The organism is Deinococcus murrayi DSM 11303 (assembly GCF_000482805.1).
GTDB lineage: Bacteria > Deinococcota > Deinococci > Deinococcales > Deinococcaceae > Deinococcus > Deinococcus murrayi.
The window spans coordinates 2,501-24,805 of sequence record NZ_KI519501.1; the positions used below are offsets into that span (position 1 = coordinate 2,501).

At 69.8% G+C, this 22,305-nt stretch carries 19 protein-coding genes (1 of these 19 running past the window's edge); 12 read left to right on the top strand and 7 right to left on the bottom strand.

The window, feature by feature from the left end; genetic code table 11:
• The 4 genes in view from H565_RS14975 to brxL are tightly spaced (at most 44 nt apart) and all read left to right on the top strand, a layout consistent with a single transcriptional unit that may run on beyond the window.
• A protein-coding gene (locus H565_RS14975) for a RecQ family ATP-dependent DNA helicase (RefSeq protein WP_084542944.1) crosses the window boundary here: on the top strand, positions 1-1,543 show its 3' portion. It extends 1,124 nt beyond the left edge of the window; only the last 1,543 of its 2,667 coding nucleotides appear in the window; the start codon falls outside the window, past its left edge; its stop codon occupies positions 1,541-1,543.
• Positions 1,544-1,558: 15 nt separating this feature from the next.
• Positions 1,559-2,572 (top strand): DNA-processing protein DprA, encoded by a 1,014-nt coding sequence (locus tag H565_RS0109120; RefSeq protein ID WP_027460746.1) that lies wholly within the window; start codon positions 1,559-1,561, stop codon positions 2,570-2,572.
• 44 nt (positions 2,573-2,616) lie between these two features.
• On the top strand, positions 2,617-4,872 hold the full coding sequence (gene pglZ / locus H565_RS15785) for a BREX-1 system phosphatase PglZ type B (protein WP_027460747.1): 2,256 nt from the start codon (positions 2,617-2,619) through the stop codon (positions 4,870-4,872).
• Entirely contained in the window at positions 4,869-6,914 is a 2,046-nt protein-coding gene (gene brxL / locus H565_RS0109130) for a BREX system Lon protease-like protein BrxL (RefSeq protein ID WP_027460748.1), read from the top strand. The genes pglZ and brxL overlap by 4 nt, the downstream gene beginning before the upstream one ends.
• A 17-nt stretch (positions 6,915-6,931) precedes the next feature.
• Here brxL and H565_RS14985 read toward each other — a convergent pair whose 3' ends face one another.
• The 7 genes from H565_RS14985 to H565_RS0109165 form a co-directional block, all read right to left on the bottom strand.
• On the bottom strand, positions 6,932-7,906 hold the full coding sequence (locus H565_RS14985; protein WP_051363521.1) for a helix-turn-helix transcriptional regulator: 975 nt from the start codon (positions 7,904-7,906) through the stop codon (positions 6,932-6,934).
• A gap of 40 nt (positions 7,907-7,946) precedes the next feature.
• Entirely contained in the window at positions 7,947-8,396 is a 450-nt protein-coding gene (locus H565_RS0109140; protein ID WP_027460749.1) for a hypothetical protein, read from the bottom strand.
• Between the two features lie 55 nt (positions 8,397-8,451).
• On the bottom strand, positions 8,452-8,715 hold the full coding sequence (locus H565_RS0109145; RefSeq protein ID WP_027460750.1) for a hypothetical protein: 264 nt from the start codon (positions 8,713-8,715) through the stop codon (positions 8,452-8,454).
• 214 nt (positions 8,716-8,929) lie between these two features.
• Positions 8,930-10,108 carry a vWA domain-containing protein gene (locus H565_RS14990; RefSeq protein ID WP_051363522.1) on the bottom strand — a complete coding sequence of 393 codons (1,179 nt, stop codon included), beginning with the start codon at positions 10,106-10,108 and terminating at the stop codon, positions 8,930-8,932.
• Positions 10,109-10,563: 455 nt separating this feature from the next.
• Entirely contained in the window at positions 10,564-10,701 is a 138-nt protein-coding gene (locus tag H565_RS16435) for a hypothetical protein (RefSeq protein WP_157468971.1), read from the bottom strand.
• 110 nt (positions 10,702-10,811) lie between these two features.
• The gene (locus H565_RS16440) at positions 10,812-10,955 is read right to left on the bottom strand and encodes a hypothetical protein (protein ID WP_157468973.1); all 144 of its coding nucleotides are present in this window, start codon (positions 10,953-10,955) and stop codon (positions 10,812-10,814) included.
• A gap of 119 nt (positions 10,956-11,074) precedes the next feature.
• Positions 11,075-12,487, bottom strand: coding sequence for an aspartate kinase (locus H565_RS0109165; protein ID WP_027460751.1), 1,413 nt, complete (start codon positions 12,485-12,487; stop codon positions 11,075-11,077).
• A gap of 166 nt (positions 12,488-12,653) precedes the next feature.
• On the opposite strand from H565_RS0109165, the gene H565_RS0109170 reads away from it, so the two are divergent.
• From H565_RS0109170 to recG, 8 genes are all read left to right on the top strand, one after another.
• Complete coding sequence (locus tag H565_RS0109170; RefSeq protein WP_027460752.1) at positions 12,654-13,214, top strand: YceI family protein; 561 nt, start codon at positions 12,654-12,656, stop codon at positions 13,212-13,214.
• A gap of 150 nt (positions 13,215-13,364) precedes the next feature.
• Complete coding sequence (gap, locus tag H565_RS0109175; protein WP_027460753.1) at positions 13,365-14,360, top strand: type I glyceraldehyde-3-phosphate dehydrogenase; 996 nt, start codon at positions 13,365-13,367, stop codon at positions 14,358-14,360.
• A gap of 89 nt (positions 14,361-14,449) precedes the next feature.
• A complete protein-coding gene (locus H565_RS0109180; protein ID WP_027460754.1) occupies positions 14,450-15,619 on the top strand; it encodes a phosphoglycerate kinase in 1,170 nt (389 codons plus the stop codon).
• Entirely contained in the window at positions 15,616-16,353 is a 738-nt protein-coding gene (gene tpiA / locus H565_RS0109185; RefSeq protein WP_034409108.1) for a triose-phosphate isomerase, read from the top strand. The genes H565_RS0109180 and tpiA overlap by 4 nt, the downstream gene beginning before the upstream one ends.
• A gap of 146 nt (positions 16,354-16,499) precedes the next feature.
• The gene (asnS, locus tag H565_RS0109190; protein ID WP_027460756.1) at positions 16,500-17,837 is read left to right on the top strand and encodes an asparagine--tRNA ligase; all 1,338 of its coding nucleotides are present in this window, start codon (positions 16,500-16,502) and stop codon (positions 17,835-17,837) included.
• A gap of 122 nt (positions 17,838-17,959) precedes the next feature.
• On the top strand, positions 17,960-18,844 hold the full coding sequence (locus H565_RS0109195) for a PhzF family phenazine biosynthesis isomerase (RefSeq protein WP_027460757.1): 885 nt from the start codon (positions 17,960-17,962) through the stop codon (positions 18,842-18,844).
• Between the two features lie 153 nt (positions 18,845-18,997).
• A complete protein-coding gene (locus H565_RS0109200; protein ID WP_027460758.1) occupies positions 18,998-19,792 on the top strand; it encodes a Cof-type HAD-IIB family hydrolase in 795 nt (264 codons plus the stop codon).
• A 59-nt stretch (positions 19,793-19,851) separates the two neighbouring features.
• Complete coding sequence (gene recG, locus H565_RS0109205; RefSeq protein ID WP_027460759.1) at positions 19,852-22,194, top strand: ATP-dependent DNA helicase RecG; 2,343 nt, start codon at positions 19,852-19,854, stop codon at positions 22,192-22,194.
• Positions 22,195-22,305 lie beyond the last annotated feature (111 nt).

Consider the following 22,305-nt stretch of genomic DNA (forward strand, 5'->3'; position numbering starts at 1 on the left):
CGACTTCCGCCCGGAGTACCGCCGAATCGTGAACGTGGTGCGCCGCCTGCCCGCCAGCGTGCCCGTGGTGGCGGTCACGGCCACGGCGACGGCGGACGTTGAGCAGGAAGTGCTGGAGCAGCTTGGCGGCGGACGCGTGATGCGTGGGGCGTTGACCCGCCATAATCTGCGCCTGCATGTGCAGCCCGTGGGCAGCGAAGTGGAACGCTTCGCCTGGGTGGCGGAATGGGTCAGACGTCAGAGCGGAACCGGCATCGTGTACACGGCGACGCGGGCCCAGACGGTGGAACTGGCGGAATTCCTGAATGACCAGGGCATCCCGGCGCGGCACTACCACGGAGGCATGAAAGAGGGCCGCGCGGAGGTCGAGGGCGAATGGATGCGCAATGAGGTTCGTGTCGTGGTGGCGACCAATGCGCTGGGGATGGGTGTGGATAAGCCAGACGTGCGCTTCGTGATTCACGCCCAGTTTCCGGGTTCACCGCTGAACTATTACCAGGAAATCGGGCGGGCTGGGCGCGACGGCCTGCCCGCCGACGTCGTTTTGCTGTTTGACCCCCAGGATGCCGACATCCAGCGCAGCTTCATCCAGCGCAGTAAGCCCCGCGAGGAGACCTATACAAAGGTGATGGCGCAGCTGGAGCACCGCGCCTGTAAACAAAGAGAGTTGGCGGTGGCCGTAGACACCAGCGAAAACGCCGTCAAGCAGGTGCTCACCACCCTGATGCTCAAAGAGGCCGTGCGAAAGGACAGTGCCGGGTTCTACAGCCTGAGACGGCGCGTCTCCTTGCATGACCTGAACATCAATGCCGCCTACGAGCGGCGCTTGCACGAACTGGACGTCATGTTGCGCTACGCCCAGGACACGGGCTGTCGGATGCGCTTTTTCACCCGCTTTCTGGGCGACCCGGAGTCGGCTCCCTGCGGGCAGTGCGACCGCTGCCGCCCGCAGCAGGCCGCAGCCCTTCCGCAGAGCTTGCTGGAAAAGGCCCGCGAGGTCGCGGAATATCCTCTGCTTCGGCTGACGAATGTACACGAAAAGCAGCTGATTTACGCTTCAGGCTATGCCAGCGACTACTACGGCGGCACCCGTACGGGGGACCTCATCCGCCAGGCCAAGTACGGTGGGGGCGGCGCCTTTCCCCAGGAGCTGGTGCATCAGGTCGTTCACCTTATCCGGCAGCGCCTGCCCCTGAACGAACTCAGCGCCGTGACCTTCATTCCACCCACCAGAAGCGGCGATAGGGTTCAGGTCTTCGCGGGGCAGGTGGCCGCGGCCCTGGGTTTGCCGCTCCTCGATAGCCTGCAAAAAGTTCGGGGGACCCGCGAGCAGAAGGACTTCACCAGCCGGGAAGCCAAGAAGGCCAACATCAAGGGTGCCTTTCGCGTGAAGGCGGCGGTTTACGGTCAAAACATCCTGGTTCTGGACGATGTGTGCGACAACGGAATCACCCTCGCGGAGGCCGGTAGAATGCTCAAGAAAGCGGGAGCGGGCACGCTCCACGCCGTGACCATCGCCAAGACCCGTCTCAGTGACCAGTAACCCGGTACCCCAACCATGACGACACCGACCGCCCAAGAAGCCCTGCTATGGCACCAACTCGCCCATGCCAAACTCAAGCCCGCCGAACGCATGAGTGTGCTCCGGGCCGCCAAGGCTCTTGACGGCGAGGTCGCCGACTTGGAGAAGTGGGTGGAGGCCGGGTTGCCGGGTGTTCCTGCCCCCGTTAGCACTGCGTTCGAAGCCGTCTTGCAGGGCAACGTGACAGAGAGTTTTTTGCTGGAAGAACTCTCGGAACAGGGAATCAAGCTCCTGACCGGAAGGGACGAGGACTACCCCCGGCGGTTCAAGCGGGCTTTTCTGGAGAAGACTCCGGTGGCCCTTTACGCGGTGGGAAATACAGGGCTGCTGGGAGCGACCCGCACCGTGGCCATCGTTGGGTCACGTGACGCAGGGCAAGACGCCGTGAAGCTCGCACAGCGGGCCGCCGCGTACTTTGCGCGGGAAGGCTACGTCCTGGTGAGTGGAAATGCCAGGGGCATCGACCAAACCGCTGAGGAAGCGGCGTTGCAGGCCGCCGGAAAAGTGATTTCTGTGCTGCCGCAGGGGCTGCTGGACAAGGCCAGCGCTGCGCTCATCCGCAAGCACAGCCGCGCCCTGTTGGATGGGCAACACCTCCTGCTCTCAGAGCTGCATCCCAAGGCGCGGTGGCAGGCACGCTTTGCCATGATGCGAAATCGCCTCATCATGGCGCAGGCCGACGCCGTGCTGGTGGCACAGACTGGGGCTAAAGAGGGTGTGGTGAACGGCAAGAAGGTACAAAGTGGAACCTGGGCCGGAGCGCAGGAAGCCGTCAAGCTGGGCAAGCCTGTCTTTGTCTTTGACCTTCCCTATGAGGGAAACCAGCTTCTCGCACAGGAACTGGCGCAAAAGATTTCGCCAACAGAGGATGAGGCGATGTTCTTCGAGCTGGAAAACCTCCTGGGTGCCCATCTCGCCGCACAGCGAGCCAAGCCCCTCACCTCCGGCGGCAGGAAGCGATTTTCCGAGCAGCCCTCTCTCTTTTCCTGAGTTGCTTCTCTGGGGATGGGGGGCGCCCGCTATCCTGTGCCGCGATGACGACCCTGCTTTCTGCCCTGGAGGACGCCCTGCGGCATGCGGGCGATTACCACCGGGGTGAGGTGGCCCTGCCCGCGTGCGTGCTGTGGCCGGACCCAGAGGGCGAGTGGCGGGACGCCGCCGCACGGCTGCGGGGGCCGCTGCCCCTGCTGGAACTCGGAGCCTACGACCCGGCGCAGGCGCGTGGCCCGGCGCTTTGGCTGCGCACGGTGCTGGACACCGGGCATGGGGAGGGGCCGCCCGTGCTCTACCTGCCCGGCGTGCGCCGCGACGACCTGCGCGGCGAGTCGGCCCCGGCGCACCTGCAACCGCTGGTGGAGTTGCAGTACCGCGGGGCGGTGTTCGCGCATCCCAACGGCAAGGCCTGGACGGTGGCCTCGTTCCTGGGCAACGCCACGCAGGGGCTGGGGGTGGAGGTGCACGCCGGGGCGCGCTCGGCGCTCGTCGCACACCTGGGGGTGCTGCTGGACACGCCGCTGGAGACGCTGCGGGCACGGGCACCCCTGACGGCCCGCAGCGTGCAGGCCCTCGCCTTTCCTGACCTGGCGGGGGAGGTGCTGGCGTGGCTGAACGCGCCGGGGGCAGCGGCATCAGACGCCCTGGGCAGCGCCGTGCAGGAAGAGTACGGCGTGTCCCTGTCCGAGGGGCCGCTGGGGGTCGCGGCGCACCTCGCGGGGCGGCAGGGCCAGTGGCAGGCGGTGTGGGCACGCTTCGCGGCGGCACCGGGGCGCTTTCCGGGGGTAGTGGCGGCGCTGGAGAGGGCGGGTCCTCCCGCGAGCGCTGGCTGGAGCCTGAGCGCCGCCGAGGTCTGGCCGGGGGTCAACGAGGCCGCCGAACGCGCCCTGGAAGAGGGGTTACGGGCGCTGCGGGCCGCGCCGCCGCCCCAGGTCCTGGCCGGAATCCGGGCGCTGGAGGAGGCGCACGGGGCACGCCGGGGCTTCGTATGGGCCGAGCTGGGCCGCTCGCCGCTGGCGCGGGCGCTCGCGGGGCTGGCGCGGCTGGCAGAGCACGCGGCGCGGCCCCTGCCCGGCGAGAGCGCCGCCGAGCTGGCCGCGGCCTACGCCGAGAGCGGCCACCGGGTGGACCTGGCAGCACTGGAGGCGCTGGCCGCCGCGGACCGCGACGACCACCTCGCCCTGGTGGGGCAGGTGCTGCGCGGGCCGTACCGAGCGTGGCTGGAGCGGGTCAACGCCGCGTTTCAAGCGGCGGTGCAGGCCGGGGACGCGTCCCTGCCCCGGCCCCGGTCGGGGGATTGGGCCACCGAGCCGGGGCTGGCGGTGGTCTTCGTGGATGGCCTGCGCTACGACGTGGCCGCCCGCCTGCAAGGGCAGCTCAGCGGGGCAACCCTGGAGTGGCAGTTCGCGGCGCTGCCCACGCTGACGCCCACCGCCAAGCCCGCCGTCGCCCCGCACGGGGGGGGCCTCGACCCGCTGGACCCAGAGCGTCTGACCCTGGGGTACCTGGGCCGCGCCGTGAACGCGGCTGTGCTGCGGCAGCGGCTGGCGGCGCGGGGATTTGCCCCGCTCGCCCCGGACGAGACGGGCGACCCGGCGGGCGCGGCGTGGACGGAAGCGGGCGACCTCGACCGCCTCGGCCACGCCCGCGGCGAGCGGCTGGCCCACCACCTGGACGGCGAACTGGCCCGCATCCGGGAACGGGTCACGGCCCTGCTGCAGGCAGGCTACCGCGAGGTCCGGGTGGTCACCGACCACGGCTGGCTGCTGCTGCCCGGCGGCCTCCCCAAGTTGGACCTCCCCGCCTCCCTGACCCTGTTTCGCAAGGGCCGCTGCGCCGTGCTGAAACAGGGAAACGCGAGTGGTTACCCGACCCTGCCCTGGACCTGGGACGCCGCTGTCGAAGTGACGCTGGCCCCCGGCGTCCACGCGTTCGAGGCCGGCGAGGTGTACGCCCACGGCGGCCTGAGCCTGCAGGAGAGCGTGATCCCGGTACTCACGGTGAGGGGGAGCGCGGCTGTTGCCCCCACGGTGGAGTTTCTGGAGTGGCGTTGGCGGGGCAACCGGTTGCGCGTCGAGGTGGCGGGCGCGAGCGGCCTGACTCTGGACCTGCGCCGCCGCGCGACCGACCCGGCGAGCAGCGTCCTGACCGCCCCGAAGCCGGTCGACGAGGGCGGGCTGGCTTCCCTGCTGGTGGAGGGCGATGACCTGGACGGCACGCCGGTCTTTCTGGTGGCCCTGGACGTGGAGGGCGCGGTCGTGCGGCAGCGGGCGCTCACGGTGGGAGGAGAGGCATGAATCTGGACGCCATCGACCGCCTCGCCGCGGCGGTGTTTGAAGGCTATCTCGTTCGCAAGGACCTGGCCGGGAGCTTTAAGGGGCAGTACCCGGTGCCCACCTACGTGGGCGAGTTCCTGCTGGGCCGCTACTGCGCGAGCACCGATGAGGAGGAAATCCGCGAGGGGCTGGAGGTGGTGCAGCGACTGCTGAACGAACGCACCGTGCGCCCCGGCACCCAGGAGCTGTTCAAGGCCCGCGCGCGGGAGCGGGGCAGCGTGCGGCTCATCGACCTGGTCACGGCCCGGCTGGACGCGAAAACCGACTCGTACCTGGTGGAACTCCCCAGCCTGCAACTGCGGGATGTGCGCGTCAGCCCGGAGCTGGTGCAGGAGCACGAGCGGATGCTCACGGGGGGCTTTTACGCCGAGGTGGAGCTGGAGTACGACGCGGTCATCGCCGCCGAGAAAAATGGCCGTCCCTTCGGGGTGGCGTCCCTGCGGCCCATCCAGCTCTCCAAACGCTCGGCGCTCGCGGAGATGGCGCGGGGCCGCGCGGCCTTTTCCACCGAGGAATGGAAGGCGCTGCTGCTGCGTAGCGTGGGCTTCGAGCCAGGAGCGCTGAGCGAGCGCGCCAGGGACGTGCTGCTGCTGCGCATGGTCCCTTTCGTGGAGCGCAACTACAACGCGGTCGAACTCGGCCCCCGCGGGACCGGCAAGTCCCACCTTTACCAGCAGGTGTCGCCGTACTCGCACCTCGTGTCGGGCGGCAAGGCCAGCGTCGCGCGGATGTTCGTGAACAACGCGACCGGGCAGCGCGGCCTGGTCACCCAGTACGACGTGGTGTGCTTTGACGAGGTTTCCGGCGTCTCGTTTGACCAGAAAGACGGCGTCAACATCATGAAGGGTTACATGGAAAGCGGCGAGTTCTCGCGGGGCCGCGAGAGCATCCGCGCCGACGGCGGCGTGGTGATGGTCGGCAACTTCGATGTGGACGTCACCCACCAGCAGCGGGTGGGGCACCTCTTTGGGCCGATGCCCCCGGAGATGCGCGACGACACCGCCCTGATGGACCGCATTCACGCCTACCTGCCCGGCTGGGACGTGCCCAAGCTGCACGCCGGGCTGTTCACCGGGCATTTCGGGCTGGTGAGCGATTTCCTGGCCGAGTGCTGGCATCAGCTCCGCTTTGAGGGCCGCTGGCACGCAGTGGCGCACCGCGTCCGGCTGGGCGGGGCGCTGAGTGGCCGCGACACCACCGCCGTGCAGCGCACCGTGGGCGGCCTGCTGAAGCTCGTCTCGCCTGACGAGAACGCGCCCATCGCGGACGAGGACCTGGAATGGGCCGTCCGGCTCGCCCTGGAGGTGCGCCGCCGGGTCAAGGAGCAGCAAAAACGCATCGGCAGCACCGAGTTCCGCAACACGCACTTCAGTTACCAGCTCGGCGAGGAGGGCGTCGAGCGCTTCGTTACCACCCCCGAACTGCAACGGGACGACGCCATCGGCACGGACCCCCTCCCGCCCGGCCAGGTGTGGGCGCTGGGCACAGGGAGCCTGGACGAACCCGCGGGCCTCTACCGCATCGACGTGACCGAGGGGCCGGGGAGCGGCGTGCGGGTGCTGAACAACCCGGTACCGCGCCCCTTTCAGGAAAGCATCCGCTTTGCCGAGCAAAACCTCTATGCACAGGCCCGCTTCCTGGTTGGGGAACGCGACCCCCGGCAGCACGAGTACGCCGTGCAGCTGCGCGCCTTTGACGCGGCCCGCAGCGGCAGCGGCCTGGGCATGGCGGCCCTGCTCGCCTTGTGCAGCGTGCTGCTGGGGCGCTCGCTGCGGGGAGGCCTCATCGTCGCCGGGCACCTCAACCTGGGGGGTGGGCTTGACCCGCTGTACAACGCCGTCGACCTGGCCGAGCTGGCCGCCGAGAAACAGGCCGCGGCCCTGCTCGTCCCCATCAGCGCCCGCAAGCAGCTCAACGACCTTTCGGACGACGTGGCCGCACGCCTGACCCTGCTGTACTACACCGACGCACGGGACGCCCTCCTCAAGGCGCTGACCGAATAGACCCGCCGCAGGGACGGCTAGCGTCCCCCCTGCGGCGCGGCTTCCGGTAACGCCCCGTACACCCGCGCCCCCGCCGCGTGCGCCTGTGCGACGGCCTCGCGCAGGGCGGGCGGCTCCAGTACCTCCACCTCGCCGCCCCAACCCAGCACCCAGGGGAGGAGTTCTTTCCAGCCACCGACCGTGAGGACCACGCGGGTATGGCCGCTGGCCAGTACGCGGATTTCGGCGCTTTGGCCGAGGTGGGTTTCGCGCACGCGGTCGCGGACCTGCGGCGAGAAAAAGAGTTCGACCCGCACCGGCTCGCCCGGCATGATGCCCCAGGCATTGGCCAGGAACTGGAGCGGGTGAAAGTCTTCGGGAATCTCGCAGCGGTCGGCCAGCAACGCCGCTTCCCGCATGCGCGAGAGCCGGTACACGAAGGGCCGCCCGCCCTCCTTGAGGCGGTTGACGCCAATCGCGTAGGCCTGGCGGTTTTGGGGACTCAGTTCGATGAAGTAGATGGCGAGTTCGACCGGGGTCACCTTCTGGGGAGAGTGGTAGGCGCAGCGCAACACCCGCCCTTCCAGCCAGGCTTGCGCGGCGAGTTCAAAGGTGCGCGAGGCCTCGCCGTTGGGCCGGGCGCGGTAGGCTTCGTTCGCGAGGACGGCGACTCGGCGGGCGCGGTCGGGCAGCTGCCGCGACAGCTTTTCCATCGCCCGCAGGTAATGCTCGTTGTACTCCGCCGCGTGGTGGTAGAGCATCCGCGCTGCCGAATACACCGCCAAGGCCTCGACCGGGTTGAGGCTGACCGCACGGACCGGACGGCGGTAACGGCCTGCGGGCGACCGCTCCAGCAGGCCCCGGTCGCACAGGGTCCGCAGGTCGCGCTGCACGCTGCGCAACTGCTGCTCTGGCAGGCCCAGCCGCCGCAGCAGGTCGCGGGCACTGCCTTCGCCCTCGCCCAGGCAGTCGAGCAACGCGAGGATGCGCTCGGCTCTGGGGGGCGCGGTCATGGGGCAGGCTCCGGGGCAGGGGACGGGGCGAGCAGGTTCGTCATGGGGCCTCCGGGAAAGCCGCGTCGCACACGCCCCGGAACACGCAGGAGCGGCAGGCGGACGCAGAGGGGGTGGCCTGCACCGCCGCCGGGTCCAGGAAGTCGCGCAGCCACTCGGCCACAAGCTGGCTCAGGGCGGTGAGGGTCGCCGGGCGGTCCAGCACCGGGCCGAGGTACTCCAGGGTCAGCCCCGACACGACCTCGCGCCACCACACTTCCCGTTCGCCGGGCCGCAGGGGGGTCCACCCGGCTTCCCGCAGGGTTTCGCGTGCCCACTGGGTGAGGGTGAGGGCGCGGCCTCCCCGCCCCGCGCCACGCAGGCTGCCGCGCACGTCCCGGCCCGCTTGGACGTTGGGCACGACGAGCAGCCCACCGGGGGGCACGCGCTCGGCCAGCCCCCGCAGGAGCACGCTGGAGGCCGGGTGATGCAGCAGCAAGCGGGAGGTCACGGCCCCACCCTATCCACAGAACCCTGATACGCGCGGCACAAGTGCGGCCCCGGTTTCAGCTCGCCAGGCACCACAGGTCCTCGGCGGGAGGCATGTCGCGGAAGTGCAGGCGGTAGACCGTCACCAGCACCCCGTCTTCCACGAGGAAACGCATGTCGCCCAGGGCATAGAGCCGCGCCTGACCGGGCTTTATCCCGCAGAAGCGTGCCCGCCCCAGCAAGCGGCGCAGGCGGCATTGGGCGGCGGACCAGCTCAGGTTTCCGGCAAAGCGTTCGCGGTAGCGGGCGGTGGCGTGGGCACTGATGACGAGTTCGCGCATGGAGAACCTCCTTCTGTCTTCAGGATGACGCCGCTCGGCGTCAGGGGCGGACGGGGCGGCGCGGGGGCGGGGGCGTCAACCCGTGACGCGGTCTCCCCTCCCCCCGCCGCCCCGCGCTCGCTCGGCGGCCCAGCAACCGGGCGATGTCGGCAACTCAACATGCAGTTCCTCCGGGTCCTCCGGGGAGGGGTGGGGACGGTCACCCTGGGGGGCTTCAGGACTTGCCGCGGCTGCGGTGGTCGTGCTGGCGGGTGAGGCCAGCCTCCCGCGGGAGGTGTTGCTCCAGGTCTTCGAGTTCGCGCAGAGTGGCCTGTGCCCCCATGAGGTCGCCCTGGTCGAGGCGGCGCGCCGCTTCCCGCTTGGCCTGTGCGTTGCGCTGCACCTCCAGCGCGAGGCGGACCTCGGCGTTTTCCGGCACGGACGCGTACGCCTCTGGCGCGAGGACGGGCAGGGCCAGGGGCGTCCAGACCCGGCGGCGAATCCCGTCGCGTCCGGTCCAGGCGAGGCGGACCCGCAGCACGCCCGCGTCAGCGCCCAGCGGCTGCGCGGGGACGCGCAGGCTGAGCACGACTTCGGTGGGCTGCCCGGCCAGCAGGTTGGGCAATCGCAGGCGGCCCCGCGGCGTGCGCTTCAGGTCATTGTGGACCTCGACCCTCAGGGGGCCAAGCGCGGGATGGGGTTCGGCCCCCAGGCTCACTGCCTGAGCGGCAGTGCGGGCCAGACCGCTGAACTCGGCCTCAAAGTAGCTCGGCAGCGCTGCTGGGTCCTCGATGTGCCCAAAGTTGCCGTCGCCCGCGGCGGCCATTGCGCCCAGCAAGTCCTCGTCGTCGTGGGGGCCAAGGCCGATGGCGCTGGTGGTCACGCCGCGCTGGGTGAGGCCGGCGACATCCGGCAAAATCGCCTGGAGGGAGCACTTGCCAACGTTGGCCCTCCCGTCACTGAGCAGCAGCACCCGGTTGATGGCCCGCGGGTCGAGGTGCTGCGCGACCGCGATGGCCCCGTCGAGCCAGCCCGCGTAGAGGGCGGTCGGCCCCCCGACGCTGAGGCCCTCCACCTGGCGGCAGAGCGCTTCGCGGTCTGTGGCGAACTGCGGGGGCAGCAGGTGTTTGACGGTCTGCGCAAAGGCCAGGACACTGACTCGGTCGTGCGGCTCCAGCATTCGCAAGCCCACCTGGGCCGCCTGCACCGCCATGTTGAAGGGAAGCCCCGCCATGCTGCCGCTGCGGTCAATCACCAGGGCGAGATTCAGGGGCGGGCGCGACCCCTGCGGCGCGGGCACCTCCGCCGGAAGAATGCGGACGAGCACGGTGAGGTCGCTGTCTTGCCCGGCGGGCAGGGCCGCACGCCGGGGCAGCAGGTCGAGGCGGGGCGCGGAAAGAGGCAGTTTGGTCATGACAGCTCTCCGGACAAAAAGGGGGCGCGGGGCACCAGGGGGCCGACACCGCACGGGCAGGCGGCGGCCAAGGCAGCAGCGAACAGACTGAACGGTCAGCGCAAGGGTGGTGTAAGGTGATATTCTGACAGGCTGATAGGTCAACCATCTGGGTGGTCAGCATCCCGCCCCCTGAGGGTGCCCGCTCCCCGCGTCAACGGCTGACGCTGAGAGCGGGTGCCTCTGCACGTCACGGAGCGTCGCCCGGAGGTCGCGCTATGCCGACACGGTCTGCGGCCACACGAACTCGCGGCCAACTTGAAGTTCGCGTGGGCGAACAGGAAGGGCACCGGGGGGAGGCCGCCGCCCTCTTCGCGGCCAGCTCGCGCTGGGAGGAGAGCGTTCCGCTTCCCGCGCTGGCTGGGGGGTCCGGCTCTTGTTCCAGCAGGCCTTCGAGGGCCAGGAGGTGCCAGCGGTCATAGCGGGCGCTGCGGCGGGGGCAGCAGCCCCTGGGCGGTGGAGTGCCGCACCAGCCGCGGGTTGACCCCGTCCTTGAGGCGCGAGGTCCGCTTGGCCGGAACCAGGCGGCTCAGCCAGCGGCTGGCCGCCTGCACGAGCGCTTCGATGCCCCCGGATCAGTTGGCCTGAACCTCTTTCACGCGCTCAACGGAGCAAAAGCCTGCGCCCCGGCCTTCTCACGGGCGGGACGCGGCGGCGCGGGCGGTCACGCGGGCCGCAGGCTCAGGCGGGCGAGGAAAGCGGGCCGCTGGAGTCGAGCGGCGCGGGCCTCGCGGACGGCGCGGCTCTGCTGGGCCTCGTCCCGCAGGGCCTGGGCGCGAGCGGCGCAGAGTTCGGGGTAGAAGTGCATGGGGGGAGTCCTTTCTGCCGGGGCCGTCTTTCCCGGCTGCCCCCATGGTGCGCCCCCGCCCCCGCCGGGGCATCAGCCCGGTAGCGGGGGCAGGGCAAGCCGAATGGCGCAGAGAACCCCTAAGCCGGACTCACGGCCCGCTCGCCCAGCTCAAAGGCCGCGTGCACCGCGCGGGTCGCGGTGTCCACCTCGGCGGCGTCGATGGCGACGCTGATGTTCAGCTCCGAAGACCCCTGGCTAATCATCAGGATGTTCACGTCTGCGGCGGCCAAGGCGGAAAAGAGACGGGCCGCCACCCCCTTTTGGCCGCGCATCCCGGCCCCCACGATGGCGAGGACGGCGACGCCGGGCTGCTCCTCGACCCGCAGCTCGCCCGTCATGCCGCCGCGCAGGGCGGCGAGGGTGCGCCGGGCATCGGCGCTCTGGACGGCGAGCGAGACGTTGCTCATGGAGCTGCTCTGGGAGACCATCAGCAGGGTGATGTTCTCGCGGGCGATGGCGGCAAAGAGGCTGGCGACGACCTCCGGCACGCCGAGGACGCCCGCCCCGGTCACGTTGATGAGGCTGACCCCCCGAATGGCGGTGACCGCCTTGACGGGGTGCGCGGGGTCGGGGTCGGCCTCCGCGCCCACCAGGGTGCCGGGAAAGTCGGGGTCGGCGGCACTCTTGACCCGCAGGGGAATGCCGCTTTCCTGAAGGGGCGTCACCGCGAGGGGATGCAGCACCTTCGCCCCAAAGTAGGCGAGTTCCATGACCTCGCCGTAGCTCAGGCGCTCGATGTTGCGGGCGTCGGGCACGACGCGGGGGTCGGCGCTCATCACGCCGTCGACGTCCTTCCAGGCCCAGACCTCGTCGGCGTGCAGCGCCTTGCCGATGATGGTCGCCGAAAAGTCGGTGCCGCCGCGTCCCAGGGTGGTGATGGCCCCCTCCTCGGTTTCGCCCATAAAGCCCGCCACCACCGGGGTGATGCCCGCCGAGAGCAGCCCGCCGAGGCGGTCGCCCACGCGCTCGTAGCTGCCGGGCAGGGGCCGGGCGTTGCCGAAGTGCTCGTCGGTGACGATGCCCGCCTGCCCGCCGCTGAGGTGGTGGGCTTGCAGGCCCTGGGCGGCGAGGGCGAGGGCCATCAGCGGCGCGGAGAGGCGCTCACCAAAAGCGACGATGAGGTCGCGGCTCCTGGGGGTGAGTTCGCGCAGCAGGTAGACCCCGTAGACGGCTTGCCGCAGGGTCTCGTGCAGCTCGCGGATTTCGCGCACGGCGGGCGAGTCGGGGGCCGCGCCGAGGTCCTGGGCCGCCGCAAAGTGGCGGGTGCGCATCGCGGCAATCTCATCGTTGGCGGCAGCGATGTCGCCCCGCTGGGCGGCGTCGGCCAGGGCGAGGAGCGCATTGGTCACCCCCGCCATCGCGGAAACGACCACAACCACCCGCACCCCCCCTTTGACCGACCGGGCTGCGAGAGAGGCGCTGTGGCGAATCGCCGCCGCGTCCTGCATGTTGGTGCCGCCGAACTTCATCACCAGGAGGGAATGCGCCATACGGGGGGCATCATACGGCCCGCTCCGGTGGGTGGGGACGCAGGGCGAACCTGCACCCTAGGGGAGCCTCCCCCCGTGCCGTCTTGAAGCGGTTGCCAGCCTTCCCCAGCGCGGAACTTCGGCCAGGGCTACAGACGGCCCGGTGGGGGCCTGGCACCATACCGTCATGACACGCGCACGGGGCTGGACGGGAGGCCTGCTGGGGCTGCTGCTCGCGGGGCTGGCCCTGGCCGCGCCCCGGCCTTACGGGGCGGCGGGGGGCAGCGCGACCTTCGAGCACCGGGTGCGCTTTGTGAACGTGCGGGGCACGGTTGCGGGCGTGACGGCACAGGTGCAGCTCGACCCGCAGGACCTCGCGGCCACGCGGGGCAGCGTGACGGTCCCCCTCAGCGAGTTGAAAACGGGCATCGCACTGCGCGACCGGCATGCGCAGGGTGAGGTGGCGCTCGACACCGCCCGCTATCCCAACGCCACCTTTGTGCTGGAGAGCCTCACGGGGGGGCGCTTGCTGGAGGGCCAGACCCTGAGCACCACGGCCACCGGGCGGCTGACGGTCAAGGCGACTACCCGCTCCCTGAGCGTGCCCGTCAAGGCGACCCTGCGGGGCGGGCGGGTGGAAATCAGCACCCAGTTCAAGTTCAACCCGTATGACTTTGACGTGCGTTATCCCGGCAGCAGCGACAGCGTGACGGTGGGCGTGACGTTCACCCTCGTGGCGTCGCCTTAGCTTTCCCCAGAGCTTTCCCCAGCTTCCCCCGGATTCACCCTTCCTTCGGCGTCCCGGCTCCACCCCGGCCATGCGGGCGGGGGTGGAGTACAGTTGTGGGCGGCGTGGCGCGTCCGCGAGGGGCGGGCCACCGACCTGCGAGGAGGCAGCATGAAAGTAGGCATTAACGGCTTTGGCCGCATCGGGCGCTTGGTTTTCCGCATCCTGGTGGCGCGGGGCATCGATGTCGTCGCTATCAACGACCTCACCGACAACAAGACGCTGGCCACCCTCTTGAAGTACGACTCGACCGCCGGAAAGTTTGACGGCACCGTCGAGTACGACGACCAGAGCCTGACGGTGAACGGCAAAAAGATTCACGCCCTCGCCGAGCGCGACCCCGCGAACATCCAGTGGGGCGAGCTGGGCGTCGACATCGTGATTGAGTCCACGGGCATCTTCACGGACCGCGAGGGCGCGAGCAAGCACCTCGCGGGCGGCGCGAAGAAGGTCCTGATTACCGCACCCGCCAAGGGGGAAGACTTCTCTGTCGTGCTGGGCGTCAACGAGGGGGAGTACGACCCCCAGAACCACCACATCATCTCCAACGCGAGCTGCACGACCAACTCGCTGGGCGCGCCCATGAAGCTGCTGGATGAGGCCTTTGGCATCGAAAAGGCCATCATGACCACGGTGCACTCCTACACCAATGACCAGCGGGTGCTCGACCTCCCGCACAAGGACCTGCGCCGCGCCCGCGCCGCCGCTGTGAACATCATCCCGACCTCGACAGGTGCGGCCAAGGCTGTCTCGCAGGTGTACCCCGCGCTCAAAGGCAAGTTTGACGGCACCTCGCTGCGCGTGCCCACCCCCACGGGGTCCATCAGCGACGTGGTGGTCATCCTGGGCCGGGAGGTCACCGCCGACGAGGTGAACGCGGTGTTCAAGCAGGCCGCCGAAGGCAGCCACAAGGGCATCATCGCCTACACCGAAGACCCCATCGTGCTCTCCGACATCGTCGGCGACCCGCACTCTGCCATCATCGACGGCGGCCTGACGATGGCGATGGGCAACCTCGTCAAGTTCTTCTCGTGGTACGACAACGAGTGGGGCTACTCCAACCGCATCGCGGACCTGGTGGAGCTGGTGCAGGAGAAGGGCGCTTAAAGCTCTAGCGGCCAGCTTCCAGCGACCAGCCGTCAGCCGCTTGCTGCTAGAAGCTGGTCGCTGGTGACTGGCCGCTTCAAGGAGGAACCATGCAAACCCTCGACGGACTGGATGTTCAGGGCAGGCGCGTCTTGGTGCGGGTGGATTACAACGTGCCCGTGAAAGACGGCGTGGTGCAAGACCGCACCCGCATCACGGCCAGCCTGACCACCCTGCGCGAGTTGCTGGAGCGGGGCGCGAGCCTCGTTCTGATGAGCCATTTCGGGCGGCCCAAGAATGGCCCGGAAGCGAAGTACAGCCTGGCCCCCGTGGCCCCCGTGCTGGAGGAGGAGCTGGGGCGGCCCGTGCGGTTCATCGCCAGCTTGCCCGGCAGTGACGAGACGCTGGCGGCGGTGCAGAGCCTGCGGCCCGGCGAGGTGGCCCTGCTGGAGAACGTGCGCTTCGAGGCGGGCGAGGAGAAGAACGACCCCGCGCTGGGCGAGCGGCTCGCCCGGCTGGGGGACGCCTTTGTCCTCGACGCCTTCGGGAGCGCCCACCGCGCCCACGCCTCGGTGAGCGGAGTGGCAGCCCACCTCCCCCACGCGGCGGGGCGGCTGCTTCAGCGCGAGGTGGAGGCGCTCTCGCGGCTGACGGAAAATCCGGAAGCGCCCTACGTCGTCATCATCGGCGGGGCGAAGGTCAGCGACAAAATCAAGGTCATCGAGAACCTGCTGCCCAAGGTCGACCGCATGCTGGTGGGCGGCGGGATGATGTTCACCTTTCTGAAGGCGCGGGGTGGTCAGGTCGGCGCGAGCTTGGTCGAAGACGACCAGGTCGAGTACGCGCGGGGGCTGCTGGAGCGCTTCGGCGACAAGCTCATCCTCCCGACCGATGCGGTCGCGGCGGACAAGTTCGCCCCCGATGCTCAGACCCAGGTCGTCCCCGCCGACCAGATTCCCGACGGCTGGATGGGGTTGGATATCGGCCCGGAGACGGGGCGGGCCTACGCCGAGGCCCTCAGGGGCGCAAAGACCGTCTTCTGGAACGGCCCGATGGGCGTCTTCGAGTTTGAGGCGTTCGCGGCGGGCACGAACGCGGTCGCGGCGGCGGTCGCGGACCTGGGGGGGCAGGCCTACACCGTCGTGGGGGGCGGCGACTCCGTGAGCGCGGTCAACCGGAGTGGCCGTGCCGAGCACATCAGCCACATCAGCACCGGGGGTGGGGCCAGCCTGGAACTCCTCGAAGGTCAGCCGCTGCCCGGCGTGGAGGCGATGAAATGAGTCCGCGGACGCTTCTCGCCCTGAACTGGAAGATGAACAAGACGCCCACCGAGGCCCGCGCCTGGGGCCGTGAGCTGGCGCGGTCGTACCGCCGCGGCACTGTGGAAGTGGCGGTGATGGCCCCGGCGGTCAGCCTCTACGGGCTGAAGGAAGCCATGCCCGGCGGCGTAGACATCGGCGCTCAGGATGTCAGCGCCCACGAGTCGGGAGCGCACACGGGTGAAATCAGCGCGGCGATGCTGCGCGACGCCGAGTGCACCTACGTCATCGTGGGCCACTCCGAGCGCCGCACCGACCACGCTGAGACCGACGCGCTGGTGGCGGCCAAGGCGCGGCAGGCCCAGGCGCAGGGCCTCACCCCCATCGTCTGCGTGGGCGAGGGCCTGGAGGTGCGCGAACGCGGCGAACATGTGGAGCACACGCTGGCGCAGTTGCGCGGCAGCCTGGACGGGGTGGACGAGCGCGTCGTGATTGCCTACGAACCCGTCTGGGCCATCGGCACGGGCAAGACGGCCACCGCCGAGGACGCCGAAGCGATGGCCGCCGCCATCCGCGGTGCCCTGCGCGAGCACTACGGCGACCTCGCGGACAGCCTGCGGGTGCTGTACGGCGGCAGCGTCAAGCCGGACAACGTGGCGGCCATCTGCGCGCAGCCCAACGTCAACGGGGCGCTTGTCGGCGGCGCGAGCCTGAAGGTGGAGGACGTGCTGGCGATGCTCTCGGCGCTGGAGTAAGGAAAGGGGGGGGCGCGGCTCCCCCTTGTCATGGAAGGCATAAGTGAAAGTATTCACGATAAATCTGGTCGTGAAAGATTTGTCCCAGAAGTGGAGGTCCATGTTCAGCAGCTCTGGCTGCGGCCCCTATACTTCCCCTCGTGACTTTGAAGAGCAGCATTCGTGACCTGCGCCAGCATGTGGGCGAGACGGTGACCCTCAGCGCTTGGCTGACGGACAAAAGCGGCAAGGGTAAGATTCAGTTTCTGAAGCTGCGCGACGGCACGGGCTTTGTGCAGGCGACCGTGTTCAAAAACGACGTGAGCGAAGCGGTGTTCGAGGCGGCCAAGCGGCTCACCCAGGAGCAGGCGCTCACGCTGGTGGGCGAGGTGCGGGCCGACGAGCGGGCACCGGGCGGGGTCGAACTCGCGGTGCGGGACCTCTCCCCGATTTCCGAGAACCGGGGCGAGTACCCCATCACGCCCAAGGAGCACGGCATCGAGTTCCTGCTCGACCAGCGGCACCTGTGGCTGCGGCACCGGCGGCCTTGGGCAGTGCTGCGCGTGCGCGACAGCGTGCAGCGGGCGATAGTGGACTTCTTTCACGGCGAGGGCTTCGTGCGCTTCGATGCGCCCTTCTTCACGCCGAACGCCGCCGAGGGCACGACCGAGCTGTTTGAGATTGACCTGTTCGGCGAGGAAAAGGCGTACCTCTCGCAGACGGGGCAACTGCACGCCGAGGCGGGGGCGATGGCGTTCGGCAAGGTGTACACCTTCGGGCCGACCTTCCGCGCCGAGAAGTCCAAGACGCGGCGGCACCTGCTGGAGTTCTGGATGGTCGAGCCGGAAGTCGCGCCCAGCACCCACGAGGAGAACATGGCCCTGCAAGAGCGGCTGGTCAGCTCCATCGTGCGGCGGGTGCTGGAGGAGTGCCCCGCGGAGCTGGAACTGCTGGGCCGCGACGTCTCCAAGCTCGCGGGGGCGGCTTCAGGGAACTATCCCCGCGTCACGTACACCGAGGCGCTGGAGATTATCCGGCGGCACATCGAGGAAGGCGACCTGCCGCCCAATGTCCCCGCCGACGTGCAGCCGGTGGAATGGGGCGACGACCTCGGTGCCCCGCACGAGACGATTCTGGGCCATCACTTTGACCGCCCGGTGATGGTCGAGCGCTATCCGGCGGCCATTAAAGCCTTTTACATGCAGCCCGACCCCGAAGACGAGCGGCTGGCCCTGTGTGACGACATGATCGCGCCGGAGGGCTACGGCGAGATTATCGGCGGCTCGCAGCGCATCCACGACTACGACCTCCTGAAAAGCCGCATCGAGCACGAGGGGCTGCCCCTCGCGGCCTTTGACTGGTACCTCGACCTGCGCAGATACGGCAGCGTGCCGCACGCGGGCTTCGGCATGGGCCTGGAGCGGGTCATCGCCTGGATTACCGGGATTGACCACATCCGCGAGGCGATTCCCTTCCCCAGGATGCTCACGCGCATGACCCCCTGAGAGCGGCGGGCCGGGCTTCTCCCCCGGCCTTTTACTAGGGCATGTAAGTGAAAGTATTCACGATAAGTCTGGTCGTGAAAGGTTTGTCCTGTCATGTTAGGGGGCTGCGCTAGAGTGCCCTCATGGTCGCGTACTGCGAGATAAGCGCCTTTACGGGAACGCCTGGCGCGGGCAATCGGGCGGGGGTGGTGCTGGACGCGGGGGGCCTGAGCGAGGGGCAGATGCAGGCGCTGGCGGCCTTTTTGGGGGTGCCGGAGACGGTGTTTGTGACCCGCTGGGGGGACGGCACGGCGCGGGTGCGGTACTTCACGCCGACGCAGGAGATCGACTTTTGCGGCCACGCGACCGTGGCGCTGGGGCTGCGGCTGGCGCAGGAGGGGCGCTGGGCGGGCGAGGCCCTCGTGCTGGAGACGCTGGTGGGGCGGGTGCCGCTGCGGCTGGCGCAGGACGCCGCCGGAGAATGCCGGGTGTGGATGACCCAGCGCGCGCCGCAGACGCGCCCGGTGGGGCGGGAGAAGCGCCGCGAACTGGCCGCCGCCCTGGGCATCGACGAGCGCATGATTCACCGGGGGCTGCCCCTGGCCTGCGCGAGCACGGGGCTGTGGAGCGTGTTTGTGCCCGTCATTGACCGGCTGGTGCTCGACGGGATGGAGCCGGACCTGCACGAGTTGCACCGGCTGTCGGACGCGCTGGGGGTCAGCAGCGTCTACGCGTACGCGCCCGTCGGGGTGGGGAGATTCGCGGCGCGGGACTTCGCCCCGGCGGTGGGGATTCCCGAAGACCCGGTGACGGGGAGCGCGGGCGGGGCGCTGTTCGCGCTGCTGGCAGGGGAAGGGGCGCTCCCGCTGCGGGCGGGCCGGGCGAGCGGGGTGGTGTACCAGGGCCACAGCCTGGGCACCCCCGGCGAGGTGGAGGTGGAGGTCGTCATGGCGGGCGAGCGGGTAGGGGAAGTGCGGGTGGGGGGCCGCGCCGTGCTGGAGCGCGAGGGGGAATGGGCACCCGCCTAGCGCTTCTGCGGATTCCGTCTGTTGCGTGAACAAATCGGAAGGGCACCGATGTGTTCACTCCACTCCCGGAATCCGTTTTTCTCCTATTCGCTTCGCTCGATGGAAAGGTTGACAAGTCAACCCTTCCATCGGAGGCGGCATTACACTGCCCGGATGCTCCAGTTGCTGTGCGTGGATGTAGACGGAACCCTGGTCGGCTCGGACAACCGGGTGCGGGAGGACGTGTGGGCGGCCCTGGCGGGGGCGCGGGCGCGGGGGATGCGGGTGGCGCTGTGCAGTGGGCGGCCCGCGTTCGGGCACGCGCTGGAGTACGCCCGGCGGCTCGACCCGGACGGCTGGCACGTCTTTCAGAACGGGGCGTCGGTGGTCAACGTGGGGAGCGGCGAGAGCCTGAGCGAGGGGCTGCCGAAAGAGGGCCTCGCGCGGCTCCTGGCGCGGGCGCAGGAGACCGGGCGGCTGCTGGAGGTCTACACCGACCGGGAGTACGGCATCACGGTGCCGGGGGAGCTGGCGCGGCGGCACGCGGCCCTCTTGGGGGTGCCGTATGAGGTCCGGTCGCCCGACGAGCTGACGGGCACGCGGGTGCGGGCGCAGTGGGTGGTGCCGCACGCGCAGGGGGCGGAGGTGGTGGCCGAGCCGCATGAGGGCCTCGACCTGCACCCGGCGGGCAGCCCGGCGATGCCGGACACGCTGTTCGTGTCGGTGACGCGGGCGGGCGTGAGCAAGGGCAGCGCAGTGAGGCGGGTGGCGGAGGCGTACGGAGTGCCGCTCTCGCGGGTGATGATGGTGGGCGACGGGCACAACGACGTGACGGCGATGCGGGTGGTCGGGCATGGGGTGGCGATGGGCAACGCGGACGCCGAAGCGCGGGCGGCGGGACGCTGGCACGTCGGGCACGTGGACGCGGGCGGGCTGCTGGAGGCGGTGGCGCTGGCGCTGCGGCTGTAGCGCGGAGGGTAACCTGGGGCGAGCGGCTCCCCCCCGGCCTCTGTTAGCCTGCCCCCCAGATGGCGACGGTGACGGAGTTGAGGGAGAAGTTGCGCCGCCCCCTCGCCGCCGAGCTGGCGTCGGGGTGCGCGGACCGGGTGGTCGCGGGCGGGGTCGAGCGGCTGCTGGCCTCGCCGCTGGCCGGGCCGTTTCCGGGGGTGCGCGAGGCGCTGCGGGGGTACGCGGGGCTGGACGCGGGGGCACGGGCCGAGGCGCTGGGGCGGGCGCTCGCGCTGCTGGACGGCGCGGAGGGGAAGAGGGCGGCCCCGCGCCCCGCCCCCTCCCGGCAGGCTCCCCCAGCGGCGGTTCCCGGCGAGCGGCTGCCGCTGGACGCTGAGGTGTCGCGGCTGGACACCGGGCCGGGGGGTGCCCGCAAGCTCACCTCGCTGGGGCTGCACACTGTGCGGGACGTGCTGCACGCCTACCCGCACCGGCACGAGGACCGCCGGGCGCTGCCGGACCTCGCGGACGTCGAGGAGGGGCAAAAGGTCACGGTCGAGGGCACGGTCGTGAGCAAGAGCCGCCGCAAGCCGAGGCCGAACCTGCTGATTCTGGACGTGACCCTGGAGACGCCTGCGGGCGGGCGGGTGCGGGCGTCGTGGTTTAACCAGCCGTGGGTCGAGCGGCACCTGCGGGAGGGGGCGCGGCTGGTCCTGACCGGGCGGGTCAAGAAGTTTGGCCGGAGCGTGCAGCTCGGCGTCGAGCACCTGGAGACGATGGAGGACGCCAAGGGGAGCCTGAGCACCGGGCGGATTGTCGGGGTGTACGACTCCAAGGACGGCATCAGCCAGGAGTTCCTGCGGCGTTCGGCGTTCCGGGCGTTGCAGGCCGCCCCGCTGGACGATTACCTTCCGGCCCACTGGCGGCGCGAGCGCGGGCTGACCGACCTGGCCGACGCGCTGTGGGGCATCCACTTCCCCCGCGACGAGGCGCACCTGGAGCGCGGGCTGCACCGCTTGCGCTTTGACGAATACCTCTTTCTGGAGTTGCGGATGCTGCTTCAGGGTGAGGACGCCGTACTGCTGGGCAAGCGCTTTCAGGCGACCTCGGAGGACATCGCCCGCTTCGAGGCGGCGCTGCCCTTTTCGTTCACGAACGCGCAGCGGCGAGTGCTGCTGGAGATTACGGACGACATGCGCAGCGAGCGGCAGATGGCCCGGCTGGTGCAGGGCGACGTGGGCAGCGGCAAGACGGCGGTGGCGGCGTGTGCCCTCTACCTGGCGGTGCGCGACGGGTACCAGGGGGCGCTGATGGCCCCGACCGAGATTCTGGCGCGGCAGCACTATGCCAACCTGTTGGGGTACCTGGGCAAGCTCGACGTGCGGGTGGGCCTGCTCGTGGGGGCGATGACGCCTAAGGCGAAGCTGGAGATGCAAACGCGCATTGCCGAGGGCGACGTGGACGTGGTGGTGGGCACCCAGGCCCTCATTCAGGAGAATGTGCGCTTTGACAACCTGGGCCTCGCGGTCGTGGACGAGGAACACCGCTTTGGGGTGATGCAGCGGCGCAAGCTCCTCGCCGGGCGGCCCGACGTGCTGGTGATGTCGGCCACGCCGATTCCGCGCAGCCTGGCCCTCACCGCGTACGGCGACCTCGAACTCTCGGTCATCGATGAGCTGCCGCCGGGCCGCACCCCGGTCGAGACGAAGCTGATTCAAGACACCCACCGGGCGCAGGCCTACGGCTTCGTGATGCGGCAGATTCGGGAAGGGCGGCAGGCGTTTGTGGTCACGGCCCTCATCGAGGAAAATGAGAACCTGGAGCTGCTCGCGGCCACCCAGCTCGCGGATGACCTGCGGGTGATGCTGCCGGAAGCCCGGATTGACCTGCTGCACGGGAAGATGACGGCGGCGGAAAAGGAACACGTGATGGACCGCTTCCGCGCCCGCGAGTTCGACGTGCTGGTGTCCACGACCGTGATTGAGGTGGGCGTGGACGTGCCCAACGCCAGCGTGATGGTGATTGAGAATGCCGAGCGCTTCGGGCTGGCGCAGCTGCACCAGCTCCGGGGCCGGGTGGGGCGCGGGAGTGCCCAGAGCTACTGCATCCTCATCGCGGGCGAGCACTCCCAGAAGACGCGGCAACGGCTCAAGATCATCGAGGGGAGCACCGACGGCTTTGTCATCGCCGAAGCGGACCTCAAACTGCGCGGCCCCGGCGAGCTGCGTGGCACCCGGCAAAGCGGGATTCCTGACCTGCGGCTGGGCGACCTCGCGAGCGACGTGGAGGTCATCGAGCAGGCGCGGGCGCTGGCGAAACACATCCTCGCCCATGACCCGCGGCTGGAGCATCCCCGGCTGGGCTACCTGCGCTCGGAGTTGCAGAGCCGCTCGCAGAGCGTGGCGTTCCGCGAGGTGATTTGAGGGACTCCGAATGAAAGGTTTACGGCTAAACCTTTCATTCGAGCGAAGCGAGAAGGAGAAAACGGGTTCCGGGAGTGGGATGAACAAATCGGTGCCCTTCCGGTTTGTTCA